This window comes from Mucilaginibacter dorajii (assembly GCF_024808255.1).
Classification (GTDB): Bacteria; Bacteroidota; Bacteroidia; order Sphingobacteriales; family Sphingobacteriaceae; genus Mucilaginibacter; species Mucilaginibacter dorajii.
On the sequence record NZ_JANTYS010000015.1, the window covers coordinates 78,308 to 98,378 of the forward strand.

The window sequence follows — 20,071 nt, forward strand, 5'->3', positions numbered from 1 at the left end:
TAATTTAATCGAATTTCACAAATTTTGGAATTGACCGTTAGCACAAATCGGGACAAACGGCCCTGAATACTTAAGGGGACAAACTTAAGGCGGTGGGAAGATATAAGCATCAATTTAGTGTTAACCTTGATAAAATACAATACATTGACTACCAACAAATTAAGATGCATTTTATTTGAAATATATTAAGTTATGTTAACCCAATTCGATGCGTTTCCTATGTATCACAAATTAAAATGTGATTGAAAAAATTCGTAAAATCAGCTATAATCTATGGTACGGGCAGTTAAATTCGTGTTTACTCAACGCTCTGCTTATGAGAAAAATAAAGTTAAATATTAAAAGCGATTTATCTTGGAGATTTAGGCCCAAGCCCTCATTTCCGGTTATAAATAATTACTTTTGCGGCTTATTTGACTGACCGCATGAAGAATACTGCTTTAACCGAAGTACACATAAAAACAGGTGCCAAAATGGTACCCTTTGCCGGCTACAATATGCCTGTGCAATACGCTGGTATTAACGCCGAACATGAAACCGTACGCAAGGCGGTGGGAGTGTTTGATGTAAGCCACATGGGCGAATTTATTTTAAAAGGCGAAAACGCGCTCGACCTTATCCAACGTGTTACCAGCAATGATGCATCAAAGCTTTATGATGGTAAAGTACAATACTCCTGCCTGCCTAATGAAAACGGCGGCATAGTTGACGATTTACTGGTTTACCGTATCGACGAAAAAACTTACATGCTGGTTGTCAATGCGTCAAATATTGATAAAGACTGGGATTGGATAGTAAAATATAACACCAGGGGTGTTGATATGAAAAACATATCAGATCGCACTTCTCTTTTGGCTATCCAGGGACCAAAAGCAGCCGAAGCTTTACAAAGCCTTACCGATATTGACCTGGTATCAATGGAGTACTACACCTTCAAAAAAGGGACTTTCGCCGGTGTTGATAATGTAGTGATCTCGGCAACAGGCTATACCGGTGCAGGCGGTTTTGAGATCTATTTTGAAAATCAGTATGCGGAACAGATCTGGGACGCTATTTTTAAAGCCGGCGAGCCATTTGGCATTAAACCGATTGGCTTAGGTGCCCGCGATACCTTACGTTTAGAAATGGGCTTTTGCCTTTATGGCAATGATATTGACGATACCACATCGCCATTAGAAGCCGGCCTGGGCTGGGTTACCAAATTCAATAAAGACTTTACCAACTCCGAAGCTTTACAGCAACAAAAAACTACCGGCGTAAGTAAAAAGTTAGTTGGCTTTGAAATGATAGACCGCGGCATTCCCCGTCATGATTATCCTATTGTTGATGCCGATGGCAAAAACATTGGTAAAGTAACATCGGGCACACAATCATACTCGCTTCAAAAAGCCATCGGTCTTGGCTATGTAAATACCGAATTTGCCAAAGAAGGCACCGAGATTTATGTAAGCATAAGGGATAGCAAGGTTAAAGCTAAGGTTGTAAAACCTCCTTTTTATAAAGCCCCCTAACCCCCTGAAGGGGGAATGATAAGCAAGCTTCTTAAATTATTACTCAAATCATGTCAGAAAATATCGATAACCAAACTCCCCCTTCAGGGGGCCGGGGGGCACACGTTTGCCTAACGCCGGCATTGCTGCCGCTCTTTAATGTTGAAGAGTATATTGTAGTAGTTATTGATATTTTCAGGGCAACATCATCTATATGTTATGGTATTGAAAACGGTGCTGAGGCTATTATCCCAGTATCACAGGTTGAGGAGTGTTCCGCATATAGAGAGAAAGGTTTGGATTACCTTTTGGCAGCAGAACGCGACGGAAAAGTAGTAGATGGTTTTGATTTTGGCAATTCGCCATTTTCATACACCGCCGAAAAGGTTGCAGGGAAAACCGTTGTGCTTACCACTACAAACGGTACACACGCGCTGCATTTATCAAGGGCAGCAAAAAAGATTGTGATAGGATCATTCCTTAACCTTACGGCTTTAAGCACCTGGTTAAGCGCACAAAATGAAAACGTATTGTTGGTATGCGCCGGCTGGAAAAACAATTTTAACCTGGAGGATACCCTGTTTGCCGGCGCGGTGATAGATCAGCTTAAATCAAACGATTTTGAACTGGATGATGCCGCTATTGCAGCCTATGACCTTTATCAGGCTGGTAAACATGACATAAACGCTTACCTCAAAAAAACCTCACACGGCGAACGCCTTAAAAAATTAGGTATCGAAAAAGATATTGAGTTTTGCCTGCAAGTTGATGTTACCACAGCCATCCCGGTATTGGATGGCGAGCGACTGGTAAAACAGGGGTAAGGGTTTCGTTTATCAAATCCGCAGCCCTTATCAAAAAATGGCAAAGCACCGAAAGCCTTACTATGTTTTTACATAGCAAGGCTTTTTTTATACAATAGATAAGTATATGACAAAGGGCATTCAACCGGCGCTACTTCGCGTTCAATAAATAACCTTTAAAATCTTCAAAATCTTTGCTGATGGCAATGGCAAGTTTGGTTTTTGAAGCTAATTCTTTTACCTGGGCAGGTACATCAATTTTGGCGGTTATTTCATCACTAAAAACATCCGGGAATTTGCATGGATGCGCGGTTGACAAAAAGACGCCCGCTGTATCTGTAGCCGGATGATCTTGCTGATAATCAGTTAAGGCCTGCCACGCAATAGCTGTATGCGGGCAAACCACATAGCCATAAGTGTCAAATACCCAATTGATAGCTTTTACGGTTTCCTCATCGTTATATTTAAAACCGATAACCAAGCTTTTCAATTCCTCCATATCCGCCTTAAACAAGTCGGCAATACGCACCCAGTTGCTTGGATTGCCTACGTCCATCGCATTTGACAATGTCGCTACCGATGGTTTGGGCTGATAAACGCCGGTTTTTAAAAACTCGGGCACGGTGTCATTAGCATTGGTAGCCGCTATGAATTTCTCAACAGGCAGGCCCATTTTCCAGGCTAATAAACCCGCGCCAATGTTGCCGAAGTTGCCACTGGGTACAGAGAAGATCACCTTTTTAACCCCTTGCCTCAAAAGCTGCGCGTAGGCATTAAAGTAATAGAAAGTTTGTGGTACCAAACGGGCAATATTGATAGAGTTTGCCGATGTTAAACGGAATTTTTCGTTTAGTTCGGCATCGGTAAAGGCTTGTTTAACCAAAGCCTGGCAATCATCAAAAGTACCATCAACTTCCAATGCACGGATGTTTTGGCCGTTGGTGGTCAATTGCTGCTCCTGTACGCCACTAACTTTACCTTTAGGATAAAGTATAGTAACCCTTGTATTAGACACGCCTAAGAAGCCTAAAGCAACCGCACCGCCGGTATCGCCGCTGGTGGCAACCAATACATCTAACTGTTTTTCGCCGTCTTCTAAAAAGTAGCTCATTACCCTGCTCATGAAACGGGCTCCAAAGTCTTTAAAAGCGAGTGACGGTCCGTGAAAAAGTTCCAGCACATGCACATTATCATCCAGCTTTACAACCGGCGCATCAAAATTGATGGCATCGTCAATTAAGGCTTTCAGGTCATCGGCAGGCATGGCATCACCCAAAAGGCTTTTAGCTACCTCGAAGGCAATCTCGGGCAGCGTATATTTATCCAGGTTGCTGATAAAATCATCACTTAAACGTGGAATACTGATGGGCATATATAAACCCTTATCCTGCGGCATGCTGTTAAAAACCGCGTCTTTAAAAGAGACTTCTGATAAGGTGTTGTTGGTACTGTAGAGTTTCATTTTGATTTCGGATTTCGGATGTTCGATTTCGGATTTGCTCGATTTGCCGATTTGTTTAATTTTTAATTGGCTTCCTGACTTACGAAGTTTTAGAAACTTCGTAAGTCCCCTATGCTTTGCTAATGCGTCTGTTTTTTTGGCTTTTGAATTTTTACTTTTGACTTATCCCAGCACCCTTGGCCCGGCATCATTTATAGTTGATACATAGCCGTTAGAGCCTATTTTTAAGCCAGTTAAATGTTGCTGCAATTTTTGAGTGATGCGATTGGCGGTATCCTCATCTTTAGTAAACGCGAAAACAGACGGACCAGAGCCGGAAATGCCGAAGCTTACCGCGCCTAATTCCATGGCCATTTCACGCATCTTGTAAAAATCGGGGATCAGCATAGAGCGTACCGGCTCTACCAGTACATCTTTCATACTGCGGCCAATCAGGTCAATATCATTCATAAACAAACCGCTTACCAGGCCGGCAATGTTACCCCACTGGGTTACGGCATCCTTCATCTGGATATTTTTACGGATAATCTGGCGGGCTTCCCTGGTAGGTACATCCACGTCGGGGAATACGATAGCGCACCATAAACCTGCCGGGTGCGGCAAGCGCACCACATCTAAGGGCTCATAGCTACGGATCAATACAAAACCACCCAGCAAGGCAGGAGCTACGTTATCGGCATGACCGTGACCGCAAGCCATTTCCTCGCCTTTCATGGCAAAAGGAAGCAGCTTAGCAGCATCACTATCATCACCCAATAAGGTTTTGATAGCAAACAAACCCGCAACCGTACTGGCCGAACTTGAACCCAGGCCACTGCCTATCGGCATTTTTTTGTGCAGCTCGATATCCAATCCAATATCGGTACGACCAACACTCTGCAAATAATGCTGAACGCTTACGCTCACCGTATTTTTGGCCGGGTCCATGGGTAAACGGCCGTCGTCACCGGTTATTTTGCTGATGGTGATGCCCGGGTTGTTGTTCATGCGCATAATTACCTCGTCGCCCGGTGCGTTCACCGCGAAACCCAGTACGTCGAAACCGCATACCACGTTGGCTACAGTAGCCGGCGCAAAAACGTGGATAGAGTCCAAGCCCCCCCCGCCCCCTGAAGGGGGAGCCAGAGAAGGTTTACTTATTTCTATTGTTTTATTATCTTCCATATTGCAACTATCAAATTATTACTCCCCCTTTAGGGGGCCGGGGGCATCAAACTATTGTTCCCCCTTCAGGGGGTTAGGGGGCTCAATTTGCGCCCAGGTTAATCAAATCTGCAAATACACCAGCAGCGGTAACTTCCGCACCGGCACCCGGACCTTTTACTACTAATGGGCGCTCTTTGTACCTATCGGTAGTGAATGATATAATATTATCACTGCCCGACAGCATGTAGAACGGATGGTTTTCATCAACCATTTGCAGGGTAATGGTTACTTTGCCATCTTCCAGTTTGCCTATATAACGTAATACTTTACCGTCTTTTTCGGCCTGATCTTTTAGCTTGGCGAAGTGGGCGTCTTCGGTTTTAAGAGTGGCGTAAAAATCTTCAACAGATTTTGCTTCCAGGCTGGCTTTTGGCAATACGCTTTGAATTTCCACATCGGCTTCTTCCATGGCGTAACCGGCATCGCGGGCAAGGATGAGCATTTTGCGCATAAAATCCTTACCGCTCAGGTCGTCACGCGGATCTGGCTCGGTATAGCCTTTTTCCTGGGCTTCTTTTACCACATCGTGGAAATTGGCATCGCCCTTAAAGTTATTGAAGATGAAAGATATCGTTCCCGACAGGATAGCCTCAATGCGCTGTACCCTATCACCACTGTTCATCAGATTTTTCAAGGTGTTGATGATTGGCAAACCTGCCCCCACATTGGTTTCATAAAAGAAATCGACACCATGGCGGCGCGCGGTATCTTTAAAAGTACGGTATTGTTTGTAGCTGCCCGAGTTCCCTATTTTATTACAGGTGATCACCGAGATATTGGCTTTGAATATATCTTCATAAAACTCAATTGGTTTTGGGCTGGCGGTATTATCAATAAACACACAGTTGGGCAGGTTCATGTCTTTCATTTTGGCGATGAACTCTTTTAAATCGGCAGAGTAAGGCGATGATTCGATATCGTCCTGCCAGGTATCTAAAGAAATACCATCGCTGTTAAAAGTCATTTTGCGGGTGTTACTGATACCTGCAACTTTTACCTGGATGCCGTTATGCTCTTTCAAGTAGTCGCTATGGGCGTTTAGCTGGGCAAACAGCGTTTTGCCAATGTTACCGGTGCCTAAGCAAAACGCATGCAATGTTTTGGTAAGCTGAACAAAGAAAGCATCATGAACGGCGTTCAATGCTTTTGAAAGATCCTGTGCCGAAATGATCACCGAGATATTATACTCTGATGAGCCCTGCGCAATAGCCCTCACGTTAACACCGTTACGACCAAGCGCATGGAACAACTTGCCCGACATGCCCGGCGTTTGTTTCATATTTTCGCCTACTACAGCTAATATGGCCAGGTTTTTCTCAATCACCAGGTGTTCTAACTTTTTGGCCAGCAATTCAAGCTCAAATTCCTGCTCAATTACTTGTTTAGCCCTTTCGGTATCTTGTGGCGATACCGCGAAAGTGATGCTATGTTCTGATGATGATTGTGTGATCAGGATGATGTTGATCTGCTCCCTGGCTAACAGCGAGAATAGCCTGCCACTAAAGCCCGATTTACCAACCATACCGCTACCTTCTAAATTAAGGATGCTGATGTTATTGATTGACGAAATCCCTTTAATAGGCAACGTAGACGCCTTACAATCATGGCGAATCACAGTACCCACAAACTCCGGCTCAAAAGTGTTTTTGATCACGATAGGGATCTTCTTTAAAAATGCCGGGATCATGGTTGGCGGATAGATCACCTTGGCACCGAAGTAGGATAGTTCCATCGCTTCGGTATAAGTAAGCTCGGTTAAGGAGAATGCTTTTTTTACCATGCGCGGGTCGGCAGTCATCATACCGTTCACATCGGTCCAGATCTGGATCTCTTTGGCATTAAGCGCCGCGCCAAAGATGGCCGCTGTATAATCCGATCCGCCCCTGCCTAAAGTGGTGGTTTGGCCAGCATCGTTACCTGCAATAAAACCGGTAACAAATAATATTTTGTCTTTATTTTCCTGCTGTAAAGTCTTAATCAATAACTCAGTAAGCTCGGTGTTTACTTTGGCGTTGCCAAAGGCGCTGTCGGTTTTAATGACTTCGGCAGCATCAACATACAATACATCTTTAAAATGCTGGGCGGCAATTTTGCTTACCATAATGGTTGAGCAGCGTTCGCCAAAGCTGAGTACCTGGTCGCGGGTTTTGGGGGTAAGCTCGCGCAGGGTTAGGATGCCTTGCAGCAATTCCTCTAACTGGTTAAAGTGAATTTTTAAACGGGTAAAAGCCGGGTTTTGGTTTTGCACATCAAGTAAAGCTTTCACTACTTCAAAGTGTCGCCTTTCCAGTTCGGCCAGCTGGGCGGTAAATTCTTTACCGTTTGCGGCGTCTTCGGCCATGGAGGCCAACAGGTTGGTTACCCCGCCCATTGCCGATAATACAACTACCGGTTTGGCGGCCTCATTTTTTACTTCGTCTTTTAATATGGTTAAAAGAGTTTGGATACTTGCGGCGGAACCTACGGATGTGCCGCCGAATTTTAAAACTTTCATTGTTTGAGTTTAGCAGTATAAATAATAAAAAAGCCTTCCCCGTTTGTGGAGGAAGGCTTTCATTTGGTTTCTTTTTATGTTTTACACCATACGATTATCTTCCTCCGGGGTTTATGCCGGTGGTAATAATTGTGGTAATAATGGTGTTGTTAGCTGTCATACTTATAATGTCGACAAAGTAAATAGAATATTTTTTAATAAGCAAGCATTATTTTACTTTTTTAAAACGATATACTGATTAACAGGATGGTAGCAAATAACGATGTGTTTGAAACCTATCGCTATAGTGAATAGTTATTTTAAATCCCCAGGGAGAGTTACCTAAACTGTTTTGTTGCGCAACAAGTGAAACAGTAAAAAATATCATCTAACTAAAAATCAACAAATTATGAATTGTCATAATTTATAAACCGCAACAAAAACGCAACAGTTGGGAGCAATCTATATGTCAATGATTTATCGGATCTTAAAACCGATTTCGCCTGCTTAACAATGGTATGCATTGTAATTGCTACTTTTGAGGCTTAATTGATATGCAGGGATTACTCATCAAATCGACCGGAAGCTGGTACCAGGTGCAAACACCGGATGGGCAAAGGATTGATTGCCGGATAAAAGGAAAATTCAGGATGCAGGGCATCACCACCACCAACCCGGTGGCCGTAGGCGATGTAGTGGAGTTTGAAATGGAACCCGATCAGGAAAGCGGTATCATAACCAAACTACACCAACGCAAAAATTACATTATCCGCAAGGCGATAAACCTGAGCAAACAGGCCCAGATCATAGCCGCCAATCTGGACCAGGCCCTGCTTGTGGTTACCCTGGCCTCACCACGCACCTCATTGGGTTTTATCGATCGTTTTTTGGTTACTGCCGAAGCTTATGATATTCCCGCGCGACTGATCTTTAATAAGGTAGACCTTTTTAGCGATGAAGGCCTGGAGATCCTGGCCGACCTGAAAGCCGTTTATGAAAAAATTGGTTACCCCTGCTTTGAAGTATCCGCTTTAGAAGGCACCAACATGAGCACCGTACAAGAACTGTTAAAAGATAAGGTAACGCTATTCTCCGGTCACTCCGGCGTGGGCAAATCAAGCCTCATCAACGCGTTGCTGCCTAATCTCGATCTGCGTACCCACATGGTATCCGAATGGAGCGATAAGGGCATGCACACCACCACCTTTGCCGAAATGTTTGAGTTGCCACAGGGCGGCTTTATTATAGATACCCCCGGCATCCGCGAACTGGGCGTTATCGACATAGAAAAAAATGAGCTGAGCCACTTTTTCCCCGAAATGCGTTCCCGCCTAAACCAATGCCGTTTTAATAATTGCCGGCATATTAATGAACCGGGCTGCGCTGTACTGGAGGCTTTGGAGGAAGGTGACATCGAACTATCCCGCTACGAAAGCTATTTGAGCATTTATCATGGAAATGATACCAGGGCTTAGGAAAGAATCAAGAAGTTAGAGTCAAGAATTAAGACAGCTTCACTTGCTGGTCATTAACGGGGTTAACACTTAGCAGCTAATTAACCCTTACTTTTTCTTTCCCCCTATAAAATCCCTGAAATAACTACACTCATTTACCGCTACCTTATAGAATGCGGTTCCGTTATATTTTTTTTGCAGATCGGTAAAATACGGATTCCTTGTTATTTCCTTTGCGTATTTTTCCCTGGCAAGCTTTCTCCTGGCATGATTATAACCATTACTATCGTCAAAATCCAGGCTGATTCGTTTTTGGCGACATTTAGCGGCCATAAACGTGCATTTGGCTTTAAATTCATTGTTAGTACCGGGCAGGGCACGCGCTTTCAAAAAATACTTTTCAGCATTATTGGTTGTTAAAAAGTCGGCATCGTAATATTCGGTTGGCATGCGGTCGCGGTCATAGGAACTGTTGGAGTAGGAGATATAATACCAGGCATTGCTGTAAAATGAGGTACTATATAAACCTGTTGCCAGGGTGTAATAATACCGGGCCGCGTTTTTAGGATCGGTCTGTATTAAGCTTTGCAGCCTGGCCATTCGCTTTGCGAATTGCAGTTTAGTATAGCCCCTTGCCGCAACAGAATCATATTTTTTTGGATAGTCGTGTAAGCGGTCAAGAAAAGGGTTGGAATACATCTCGGCATTCCAATCGTGCGGTACCCGCTTTAGCTTTTTTTCGGGGATGTTTTTAAATGCTCTTACAGCTGCATTGTAGCGATGCTCCCTTAGATAAGTGGTACCCAACAAATCATATAAATTATAAGTTACATCCCGGTCAATATCCGAGGTTAACAATTTGAGGTAAGCCGTTTTTGAACCGCTTTTACTCAAACCAATCAATTTAAGCACAACATAAGAATGCATTTTACGTTGTAAAAAGTCGGGTAGATTAAAGCCTAATGCCATCTGCCTGTATTGCGGATCGGCAGGTGTAATGGTTAATTTACTTTTAAGCATAACCAGCGCTGCCATTGCAGTATCCTTTTGCCTCAAATAAACCGGGGCCAACACCATCGAATAAAAATCACGGCACGATGCGGAATATTTTCTTTCGCCATAACCCGCCCACCAATAATCATCCCTAATTTTAATCGTACGCGCCTCATATTGAACCTTTTTATTTAACCACGTCAGCAATGGTACCAGTTCCTGTTCATTTACCGTATCCAGTTTTGTTATTTTTTGAGATAGCAGCAAAAGCTTAATCATCTGCTTTTGATCATCCAGGTGCATCCCTAATCTGATGCTATCAATTGCGGCCAGCGCTTTAAACCCGCCCGTATTATCTTCCTGTATCCATGATAGATAAGCCAGGGATAGATTAGCTAACACAGGTTGTGTTGTTGTAAGCCTCCTGCAAAACACTTTCAGTTTTGGGATATATGCCCGTTGTTTTTTTACAGTGCTATCTTCACCAATGTAAGGCTGTAAATAACTATACGGATCCTGAACAGCGGTTTTGTTTCGTTTAGCCGATAAGTAACTTTCCTCAATTTTATTGATCTCCCTAACCAACAGCACTTTTATTAGCGGCGATTTAGGCTGGCACCGATAAATGTTCTCTAATGCCGAAAGGCTAACCCTTGGTACATGAAAGCCTTTGATAGCGTAAACAAATGCCTTTTCCTCGCCCGTTTTGGCGTACTTCAGGATGTTTTGAGGCTTTTCGTTAATGTTGTTAAAATCATGAAATGCCTGGATCCGCCGTTCGGGGTAATTGGCAAACACTTTCGAAAACAGAAAAGCCGATTTCGCGTGATCTTTTTCACCACCGGCCCGTAATGATAAGGCCCAGCCCATAACATGGCTTTTTGATTTTACATTGGCTATATATTTATCATAAATGGCATTTGCATCCGCGGGCTTGCCGGCATAGCGCATAAAACGCTGGGCCTGGTAATAGTACCTTAGTTTTATAAAACTATCTTTTTCTGCAGCCGCTTTTTGCAAAGCCTGTTTTTCTTTATCAATCAACAACCCGGGATCGGGCTGTTTAGGGTTCCACCTATCGCCATAAAACTGGTTAACCAAGGGCTCGCTACTTTTTGCAAAGCGATAGTATTGCAGGGCGTTGTTATGCCGGCCGGATACCATCGCCCTTAAAAAGGTGTTCTTCCGCAGGCTATCGGGCAGCCTACCGCCTGATTTTAAATAGTTTAATAATAATGCCGAGTCTGCCTTGTGGGGCAAGTCATACATCGCCAGCCTTACATCCTTCGTTAATACTCCTTTACCTAAATATAGTGCCCATTCTTTACTGTTGATGTCGCCTTCGTCGGCAGGATTGTTATCATCATTCAGGTATAATAAACCATTAAAGTAAAATGGCTTGTATCCCTGGTTATCCTGTATGGTGTTATGAAAAAACGAAGCATAATAATCATACGGATCAGGCTCGGGCCCGCAAGCCAAATCAATAGCAATACCAATAAAAAAGCAAGCGACAAGGCTAATGGAAAATATGGTCAGTTTTTTCAAGGTCGGCATAGGTATAGGCTTTTACTACAGGCTCATCAAGGTGAAAATAAATAACATTTAAGGTATCGGCCTTTATCAGCGGCGATAAATAGCCTGCCGTTGCCTGCAGGTTGTTTGCCGAAACTGTTTCCCAGCGTACTTCGTCATTGGCTTTTAAACCATCATCTGGCAGGTCTGTTTGGGCGCGATAAATATTATTCCCTATAAATATAAATTGATTTTTTTGTTGCAGCTGGGCAATTGAAATTCTTTTTGCAATGCCAATGTATTCCTGGTTACGAAAGGCCACCGCCCAGCTAAAAAGCGGCAAACCAACATCAACAGGGATGGGATAATTGCTGATGTTATCGCCCAGGTATTTCTTTAATTCGGCAATTTCCAGGATGGAGTTTTGCTGCCCGTATTTGCGCAGGTTACCCATGTTATAACACATGAGCATTACCCGGCTAACCGGCGGGATGCCACTGCTTTTTTGATTTTTTATTTGATGAAGCCTTAGGGTAACAGAGAAACGCCTGCTTTTCAAATAAGGTACCTGTTGCAGCTTTTTAAGCAGGTAAAAGTAGTTTTCGCGGGTTGATGCCGTCCAGTCGCAATCAACCTGGAATTCATCAAACGTATACTTGCCGGCCTGGTGTACTTTACCTTTTACAAAATTGCTGATTTTGCCTGCCAGGTCATCGAGCTGGGCATGCGTAATATTTTTGAGAATATTATTAACAATGAACACGACCGGCACTATAGCAACAGTATCCGGCAGTTGAGCATTAAAGGTGATAGGCGAGATTGGCACAGGCGAGCTGCCGGTTTCATCCATATCAACATCCATTATCCGCACATACAATTTGTTGGTGCGGAAATGTTGCAGATAAGTCTGTTCGGCGGGATTAGTTTTGTAAACGGTTTTCCAATAGTAAAAGGAGGTGTTTACTATACGATCATGCTTGCATGACGCGGAACAAAGAGCAAGGATAAAAAGAACAAGGAATGAAGTTTTGTGATATATTTTCATTCCTTACTTCTCTCAAAAAAATGCTTTTGTCCTTTATCCTTGCTCCAAAAGTCTTTGCTCTAAGCGAGAGCGCTTTTAAAATCTTCCACCAGATCGTCCAGGTCTTCGATACCTACCGATAGGCGGATCATGCTTTCTGGGATGCCCATTTCTGCACGGCGTTCGGCACCAAGCTCGAAGAAAATGGTTTGCGCAACGGGGATGGCCAGGGTACGGGTATCGCCCAGGTTGCTTGATTTTACTACCAGTTGCAGTTTATTTAAAAAGGCAAGGCAATCAATGCTTTCATCCAGTTCGATGCTCATCAGGCCGCCAAATTTATTGAATAGCTTAGCTGCGCGTTCATGCTGAGGGTGACCTTCCAAACCCGGGTAAAATACCTTTTTAATTTTAGGGTGATTTTCGAAATAGGTAGCCAGTGCCAATGCGTTATTACAGGCACGCTCCAAACGTAAGGCCAGTGTTTCTGCACCTACAGATATGGTATGGGCAGCTTCGGGCGCTAAAGTGCCGCCGGCGTCACGTAAGCCTTTTTTGCGCACCTGGGTCATACCCAATGCTTCTGGTTTAACCTGATCTTTAAAGCTTGGGAAAATGTTTGGATAATTGCTCCAGTCAAATAAACCGGTATCGGTAACACTGCCGCCCAGGGAATCGCCATGGCCGCCAATGTATTTGGTTAGGGAGTTGATCACCAAACTTGCTTTAACATCAATTGGGTTAAACAGGTATGGCGATGTCATGGTGTTATCAACCACATACAAGATCCCTTTTTGGCTGCAAAGCTCGCCAATGCCTTCCAAATCGGCAATTTGGGTGGCCGGGTTGGCTATGGTTTCAACAAATACCAGTTTGGTGTTCTCTTTTATTTCGGCGCTTACGTTGGCCACATCAGTAGCATCAACAAAAGTAATATCTAAACCAAGATCGATATAAGTTTGAAATATGCTGCGACTGTTACCAAACAAAAATGAGCTGGCAACAATATGATCAGTATGTTTAATGAGCGCCATAATGGTGGCCGAAATAGCCGCCATACCAGTAGAAAAAGCCACGGATGACAGTCCTTTTTCCATTTGGGTTACTTTATGCTCCAAAGCGGTAACCGTAGGGTTGCCCTGGCGCGAGTAAGCGTAACCTTTCTTTTTATTCTGAAAAATATCTACCAGGTCCTGCACATCCTCGTGCCCGTAGGTAACCGAAGTGTGGATGGGTTTATGTAAAGAACCATGCTCGGGCTTGCCAAGACGGTCGGCATGTAATAGGGTAGTAGTAAAGCCTCTTTTAGTAGTCATTTTGAACCTATTAGTAAAAAAATAATAGCGGTTGCGAACTTAGCTGTTTTTGCTCAAAAAATGACGACTTTTTTAATATACTATACAAGTTGAGCAAGATATGAGAATAAGCGGACAGGATTTTAGACACATAGAGCCACACACGGGTAGCTTTGTGACTAACCCGGGCAATTGACAAATGGGTGAAAAACGCTAAACAAATAAACTCATGATGTAGCTTAAAACTTCCGGCGTTTCTATTTCAACATCTTCGAACTCCACCTGTTCGTCTATCTGGTTTGAAAAATCTGTTAGTTCGCGGCTCATAATTTTCAAATTTACTATGCAAACATAATAAATATTATACCATATACCAAAATGGTATATGGTATAATATTTAAAAAAATCAGATATTTATTTTATTGGATGCTCTATTAATCAAATACATGCCCCTTTTGCAGCGCTTTTAAGCTAAAAGTTTGCTGCCTTGGATACCTGTACCCCAATTCATGAATACCTTTGGTGATGAGGTCTCCATTGCATGTTACATCAATTGATTTGCTGCCTTCATCCTCTACGCCCAAATAGAGCCTGAAATTTCTACGGTCTGTTAAATAAACCGCGTCTCCATCAGCGTTCATAAAGCCGCCTCCAAAAACGCGGTAGTATTCAACGTATAACCCGCTCCCGTACCTTACGTTTCCCGAAGTATTTAAGCTATAGCTCCCGGCTGGGTAGGCTTTGTTTTGATTGATGGTTGGCATGCAATAATGGATACCGACAAAGCCAACTATATTAATCAGCAGCGGGATAAATGACTTGTCATATTTTTTCCTGTTTACTATCCCCCAAACAATATTTATTAACACATTTAACAGGTAGGCAATGATAATCAGCAATGATGGCAAGACCAGCAAAAAAGAACATACAGCATTAAAACGACCTAAAACCGCATAACCAATAACCGCGGCTAAGGAAATTTTAACCGACCAACTGAATGCTTCGCTCTCTTTAATGCTGGTGGCGGATTTACCGTTATTATCCATTTAATATCATGCAAATCCAACTACTGCATTAGCAGTTATCGTTTGAACTGTTTTTACATACTTTAACCGCATTTTTCTGAAATAGGAGTTAAAAGTATTCCCGCCTGCCTTAAAGATCTGTTTATGAGCAAGCCAAACAAGACAGCTTGTGGCATAAAAGAAGCATTTATAAGCAAAGCGTAGCATTATTTTAACGGGCATGCTTTTGCTGTCATAAATAATAGCCAGTCGCTCGGTTTGAAAAGTAATGTGGTAAGCTTCATCTATCAAAATATCGGTGCAAATTTCTTTCAACAACTTACAATTTGTGGCATCTTTTAATGATTGATAAAATATCTGAGCCGTGCTTTCTACAACTATGACGGCCAGCGTCCACATTTCCATGCTTGTGTTTAGATACCTTATCTTCCTGAACAGACTATCCCCCCAGTCTTTCTGTATTCTTGGTCTTTCTATAGCATCAAGATACATACCCAGGTTGTTGCCATGTTTTTGCTCTTCCTTAATAAAAAGCTTCACCGCTTCTACGTAATTCTGGTCGCCAATCTTAGCGGCATATTTAGTTGAAGCCGCAATCAGATTTTTCCCTTCAGAGGTTTCACCCAACTGCCAGGCCTGTAGCGAAGCAAGGATTGTATTAATCTCTTTTTCGGTTATTGCCGGTGCAACATTCCAATTCACTCTTTTGATAAGGGCATTTACCTTGAAATGCTCAATCCAATAATTGCTTGTATTCATTATTGTTATTTATAAAGTACTTTGAATTACAAAGTTCATATTCGAAAATAAAAGACCATCGCTGGCCCGGTTATTTAAACACAAATAAAACAAAAGAACTTTGAACTACAAAGTAATTATTAAATATTTTTTTTCCTTCGGCAAAATGAACCGGCAAGTTCAATACCTTTACCCATGACCACGCAAGAACAGGTATATAACTGGCTGATGGAAGGCCTCCGCCAATCGTCCGTAAAGTTTTCTGAAGTGTTTTACTACGATAGACGTGACAAGCAATTCTTTTCGTTATTGATGAGCGACTATTATTTGTTTGATGCAAAGGGTGGGCTCACGAAAGAAGCAGCGTTGGTGTATTCGGCAAATACTTTAACATTACTGTTCGATAGGATCCGCAGAATCAATATTGACAACAATATTATAGCGCTCCCCCGGCTGGGCGATACCAAAGAAGATTATTTGCAACAAGCCGATTCCTTTTTAAACCTCAATTCAATCAGTATAGATGAAATTACCATTTGGGAAGTGGAAGCCGCTACACCGATAACGCTTAAATTGGGATAATACTTAAACCGTAATAGCCGCCTTTACTAAATAAGGCAGGATCTCTTTTTGAAAAGACACGAAGTTTTTGCGCACGTCTGAATCACTTACCGATGTAAACGCAAAACTAAACACGATGCTTTTACTGCACTTGATTAAAAAACGCAGGCGCTGGTGGTAAGTTTCGTGTTTACGAATGCCGGGTAATTGGATGAAAGAGGCCATCAGCATTTCTTCTAGCTCATTGGATAAATTCTTTAAAAAATCCTGGGAGTTGGTTGATTCGCGGATAAAATCCCAGCCGATAAACTCATTACAAACGGTGTATGACAGCCGGCATGTTTTCATGATGAGGTTATTAAGGTAAGCCTCTTCGTCCATATTGGGCGTATTGCTTTGCACCAGGTCGTCAACGCTCACCTTAATGTAATCCATCAGCAAAATGTGCAACACGGCCTCTTTGCTGTCGAAGTATTTGTAGATGGTAGCTTTAGCAATTTTTGCTTTTTTTGCTATCTCGTTAACGCTGGTTTTATGGTAACCGAATTTGCGGAAAAGTTCCTGTGCGGCCCGCTTAATACTATCTTTAATTTTATCGGCTTCCATTTATATTAGTTGGATACAGTGATCGTATAATTATACGAACTTACAGTGTAACTTCTTAAAGCCTTGGTTGCCGGTGCTTTAACAGGCGTTCCGTCGGCAAGTGAAAATTTTGATCCGCTGCAGGGGTCAGTAACGGTAAAGCCGGAAGCATCAAGTGTTACCGCGCATTTTTTTTCGGGCTGATAGCTGCTGCAGCGATCATACGCCGCATAGCCTCCTGTAGCGGTACGGTATATAATAAGTCCGGCCACACCATAACCATTAATAAGCGCCACCCCACCGGCGCTGTTAAGCCCGGCCAGGCGCGGGTCATTGATAGCTGCCGAAAAGTTTACCGGTATGCTTGGTACATAATCGGAGGCTTTTCCACACGAAAAGTAGCATAAGCTGATTAATACGATGGCCAGCAGTTTTCTCATAGCATTTCGGCAGTAAATTGCTTTAAAAAGCGACTATCGTTTTCCGAGAATAACCGCAGATCGCGGATAACATATTTCAAATTGGCTATACGTTCCATACCCATACCAAACGCAAAGCCGGTAAATTTGTTACTGTCGATACCGCAGTTTTCCAACACGTTAGGGTCAACCATACCACAACCCAATATTTCAACCCAGCCGCTGTACTTACACATATTACAGCCCGATCCACCACAGATAGTGCATGATACATCCATCTCGGCAGATGGCTCGGTAAACGGGAAGTACGATGGCCGGAAACGCACTTTGGTACCTTCGCCATAAAGCTCCTGTACAAAGTGGTAAAGGGTTTGCTTTAAATCGGCAAACGATACGTTTTCGTCGACATATAAACCTTCTACCTGGTGAAAAAAGCAATGCGCGCGGGCAGATATAGCCTCGTTACGGTAAACCCTGCCAGGCATAATAGCCCTGAACGGTGGTTTGCCATGCTCCATCATCCTTACCTGTACCGATGAGGTGTGTGTACGCAAAGCGATATCATCCTTACCATTATTCTTTTTGATAAAGAAGGTATCCTGCATATCGCGCGCCGGATGCTCTTCGGGGAAATTTAAGGCCGAAAAGTTATGCCAGTCGTCTTCAATTTCCGGTCCTTCGGCAACAACAAAGCCCAGGCGTTTAAATATATCGATGATCTCGTTACGAACCAATGATAAGGGGTGGCGCGAGCCAACATTGAAGCCGTCGCCTGGTAATGTTAAATCAAGATCTGAGTTCTGAGTGGTGAGTTCTGAGTTCTGAGTTTCTTTCAACTCGTTATATTTGGTTTCAGCTAATTTCTTAAACTCATTAAGCACTTTACCAAAAGTGCGCTTTTCTTCGGGTCCAACCGTTTTAAACTCCTCAAAAAGATCTTTAATTATTCCCTTGGTACCCAAAAACTTTATACGGAACGCTTCCAGTTCATCGGCCTTTGCAGTGGCAAATGCTTTGATCTCGGCAGCGTATTGGTCTATTTTATTTTGCATTATAATGTTCTTAAAAATTGTTCGGCTGTTAAAACCGGTATAGTGGATTTTCTGTAGTCTTTTATATTCCGGGTTATAATTATATCGGCGGTAACGCTTTTAGCAGCATAAAACTGAACGGCGTCCTCGAAATCGTTAAACTCTGATGCTATTGCCTGATTAACGATAGTAACATCCTCAGAAATTATTTGGAGTTGGTTAACTAACAACTTAACAGTTTCACGAGCCGCAATTGCACCCAGATTCTTTTTTGTAAAATAATGAACATTTAAAAGAGTATGAACCGAAGTACAACATTTATACCCACTACTTTCAGGCAACGATAATATTTGGGCCGATGTGGAATAAAACAATTCCCGGTTTAAAATTACATCAAGTAAAACATCAGAGTCAATGAAAGCCATCTTCATAGGCCATACTTTTCCTCAAGATGCTTATGATACTCTTCTTTGTGGTCAAAATCTGGCGTAGGTGTTTTTGATAAGGTTAGCTCTTTAACCCAATCTGCTATTTCCACCTTTTTTTCAACGATTGGTTCTGTTTTGCCAGCGCTTATACGCTTTAAAAAATCCTGTACCAAAACTGATAAATCAGAATGTGTTTCATTCGCATAGTACTGCGCTTCCTTTATAACCTCTGGCTCAATATCTAAAACTAACTTTGCCATAACTTTTCGCATTAATAAAACAAAAATACAAACAATTTGCCTTATTTAATCACTCCCAATTCCTTACCCACTTTGGTAAACGCGGCAATAGCCTTATCTAAGTGGTGCATATCATGCGCTGCCGAAATTTGCACCCTGATACGGGCTTTACCTTGCGGCACTACCGGGTAATAAAAACCAATTACATAAATGCCTTCTTCTAACATTTTTGCAGCAAACTCCTGCGCCAGTTTGGCTTCGTAAAGCATAACCGGTACTATAGGATGTACGCCTGGTTTAATGTCAAAACCAGCTTCCGTCATTTTTTGACGGAAGTAGTGGGTATTGGTTTCCAATTTATCGCGTAGCTCGGTAGTTTCGCTCAGCATATCCAATACCGCTATGGAAGCACCGGTAATGGCAGGGGCCAAGGTGTTTGAAAACAAGTATGGTCTTGAACGCTGGCGCAGCATATCAATAATTTCTTTACGGCCAGATGTAAAACCGCCAGATGCACCACCTAAGGCTTTACCTAAGGTGCCGGTAATGATGTCTATTTTGCCCATCACATTGTGATGCTCATGCGTACCACGACCGGTTTTGCCCATAAAACCACTGCAATGACTTTCGTCTATCATCACCAAAGCATTGTATTGTTCGGCAAGCGCGCAAATTTTATCAAGCTGGGCTATCGTGCCATCCATACTAAAAGCCCCATCGGTAACAATAATACGGTGACGGCAGCTTGCGGTAGCTTTCAGTTTGTCTTCCAGGTCGGCCATATCATCGTGCTTGTAGCGCTGGCGCTGCGCTTTGCAAAGGCGCACACCATCAATGATCGACGCATGGTTCAGTTCATCAGATATAATGGCGTCCTGATCATTAAACAAAGGTTCAAACACACCGCCGTTAGCATCAAAAGCAGCCGCGTAAAGGATGGTATCCTCGGTGCCTAAAAATTCGGCAATCTTTTGCTCCAGTTCTTTGTGTATATCCTGTGTACCGCAAATAAAACGTACCGATGATAAACCATAACCATGTGTATCCATGGCATCCTTAGCTGCCTGGATAACTTTGGCATTGCCAGATAAGCCAAGGTAATTATTGGCACAAAAATTAATCACTTCCTGTCCGCCCTGTACTGTGATATCAGCCCCCTGAGCTGATGTTATGATGCGTTCTTTTTTATATAATCCCGCATTTTCAATGGCTTCCAATTCCTGCTGTAAAACCGGCTGTAATGTATTGTACATGGTATATGATATTTAAAGGCAGCAAAATTAAGCATTAACAGGCATTTGAGGGGATTTTATTGTCCTTTAAATTATTT

At 42.8% G+C, this 20,071-nt stretch carries 18 protein-coding genes; 4 read left to right on the forward strand and 14 right to left on the reverse strand.

Annotated features, from left to right (window positions below):
• The first annotated feature begins 425 nt into the window (after nt 1-425).
• Both gcvT and FHS10_RS19530 read left to right on the forward strand, forming a co-directional pair.
• Nucleotides 426-1,511, forward strand: a complete 1,086-nt coding sequence (gene gcvT / locus FHS10_RS19525; RefSeq protein ID WP_259093713.1) for a glycine cleavage system aminomethyltransferase GcvT — start codon at nt 426-428, stop codon at nt 1,509-1,511.
• A gap of 50 nt (nt 1,512-1,561) precedes the next feature.
• Nucleotides 1,562-2,314 carry a 2-phosphosulfolactate phosphatase gene (locus FHS10_RS19530; protein WP_259093716.1) on the forward strand — a complete coding sequence of 251 codons (753 nt, stop codon included), beginning with the start codon at nt 1,562-1,564 and terminating at the stop codon, nt 2,312-2,314.
• A gap of 130 nt (nt 2,315-2,444) precedes the next feature.
• On the opposite strand, the gene thrC is transcribed toward FHS10_RS19530, so the two are convergent.
• From thrC to thrA, 3 genes are all read right to left on the reverse strand, one after another.
• Nucleotides 2,445-3,755 (reverse strand): threonine synthase, encoded by a 1,311-nt coding sequence (thrC, locus tag FHS10_RS19535; RefSeq protein ID WP_259093717.1) that lies wholly within the window; start codon nt 3,753-3,755, stop codon nt 2,445-2,447.
• 162 nt (nt 3,756-3,917) lie between these two features.
• Nucleotides 3,918-4,850, reverse strand: a complete 933-nt coding sequence (locus FHS10_RS19540; protein ID WP_259093720.1) for a homoserine kinase — start codon at nt 4,848-4,850, stop codon at nt 3,918-3,920.
• A 151-nt stretch (nt 4,851-5,001) separates the two neighbouring features.
• Nucleotides 5,002-7,455 (reverse strand): bifunctional aspartate kinase/homoserine dehydrogenase I, encoded by a 2,454-nt coding sequence (gene thrA / locus FHS10_RS19545; protein ID WP_259093722.1) that lies wholly within the window; start codon nt 7,453-7,455, stop codon nt 5,002-5,004.
• 533 nt (nt 7,456-7,988) lie between these two features.
• On the opposite strand from thrA, the gene rsgA reads away from it, so the two are divergent.
• Entirely contained in the window at nt 7,989-8,909 is a 921-nt protein-coding gene (rsgA, locus tag FHS10_RS19550; protein WP_259093724.1) for a ribosome small subunit-dependent GTPase A, read from the forward strand.
• Nucleotides 8,910-8,996: 87 nt separating this feature from the next.
• On the opposite strand, the gene FHS10_RS19555 is transcribed toward rsgA, so the two are convergent.
• From FHS10_RS19555 to FHS10_RS19575, 5 genes are all read right to left on the reverse strand, one after another.
• On the reverse strand, nt 8,997-11,438 hold the full coding sequence (locus tag FHS10_RS19555; protein ID WP_259093727.1) for a hypothetical protein: 2,442 nt from the start codon (nt 11,436-11,438) through the stop codon (nt 8,997-8,999).
• Entirely contained in the window at nt 11,401-12,441 is a 1,041-nt protein-coding gene (locus FHS10_RS19560; RefSeq protein ID WP_259093729.1) for a hypothetical protein, read from the reverse strand. The genes FHS10_RS19555 and FHS10_RS19560 overlap by 38 nt, the downstream gene beginning before the upstream one ends.
• A 59-nt stretch (nt 12,442-12,500) precedes the next feature.
• The gene (locus FHS10_RS19565; RefSeq protein ID WP_259093731.1) at nt 12,501-13,736 is read right to left on the reverse strand and encodes a cystathionine gamma-synthase family protein; all 1,236 of its coding nucleotides are present in this window, start codon (nt 13,734-13,736) and stop codon (nt 12,501-12,503) included.
• A gap of 413 nt (nt 13,737-14,149) precedes the next feature.
• Nucleotides 14,150-14,761, reverse strand: a complete 612-nt coding sequence (locus tag FHS10_RS19570; protein WP_259093734.1) for a hypothetical protein — start codon at nt 14,759-14,761, stop codon at nt 14,150-14,152.
• Between the two features lie 6 nt (nt 14,762-14,767).
• Entirely contained in the window at nt 14,768-15,499 is a 732-nt protein-coding gene (locus tag FHS10_RS19575) for a ferritin-like domain-containing protein (RefSeq protein WP_259093736.1), read from the reverse strand.
• Nucleotides 15,500-15,673: 174 nt separating this feature from the next.
• On the opposite strand from FHS10_RS19575, the gene FHS10_RS19580 reads away from it, so the two are divergent.
• The gene (locus FHS10_RS19580) at nt 15,674-16,060 is read left to right on the forward strand and encodes a hypothetical protein (RefSeq protein ID WP_259093738.1); all 387 of its coding nucleotides are present in this window, start codon (nt 15,674-15,676) and stop codon (nt 16,058-16,060) included.
• Nucleotides 16,061-16,063: 3 nt separating this feature from the next.
• Here the strand turns inward: FHS10_RS19580 and FHS10_RS19585 are convergent, their stop codons facing one another.
• Genes FHS10_RS19585 through kbl form a run of 6 tightly spaced genes read right to left on the reverse strand, consistent with a single transcriptional unit; the run spans nt 16,064 to nt 19,994 of the window.
• Nucleotides 16,064-16,645 carry a TetR/AcrR family transcriptional regulator gene (locus tag FHS10_RS19585; protein WP_259093740.1) on the reverse strand — a complete coding sequence of 194 codons (582 nt, stop codon included), beginning with the start codon at nt 16,643-16,645 and terminating at the stop codon, nt 16,064-16,066.
• Between the two features lie 5 nt (nt 16,646-16,650).
• A complete protein-coding gene (locus tag FHS10_RS19590) occupies nt 16,651-17,064 on the reverse strand; it encodes a Rieske (2Fe-2S) protein (protein ID WP_259093743.1) in 414 nt (137 codons plus the stop codon).
• Nucleotides 17,061-18,095, reverse strand: a complete 1,035-nt coding sequence (gene pheS, locus FHS10_RS19595; protein ID WP_259093744.1) for a phenylalanine--tRNA ligase subunit alpha — start codon at nt 18,093-18,095, stop codon at nt 17,061-17,063. Before pheS ends, FHS10_RS19590 begins: the two co-directional genes overlap by 4 nt.
• The gene (locus FHS10_RS19600; protein WP_259093745.1) at nt 18,095-18,505 is read right to left on the reverse strand and encodes a type II toxin-antitoxin system VapC family toxin; all 411 of its coding nucleotides are present in this window, start codon (nt 18,503-18,505) and stop codon (nt 18,095-18,097) included. The genes pheS and FHS10_RS19600 overlap by 1 nt, the downstream gene beginning before the upstream one ends.
• Nucleotides 18,502-18,762, reverse strand: a complete 261-nt coding sequence (locus FHS10_RS19605) for a DUF6364 family protein (protein WP_259093747.1) — start codon at nt 18,760-18,762, stop codon at nt 18,502-18,504. Before FHS10_RS19605 ends, FHS10_RS19600 begins: the two co-directional genes overlap by 4 nt.
• 41 nt (nt 18,763-18,803) lie before the next feature.
• Nucleotides 18,804-19,994 (reverse strand): glycine C-acetyltransferase, encoded by a 1,191-nt coding sequence (gene kbl, locus FHS10_RS19610; protein ID WP_259093749.1) that lies wholly within the window; start codon nt 19,992-19,994, stop codon nt 18,804-18,806.
• Between the last annotated feature and the right edge of the window lie 77 nt (nt 19,995-20,071).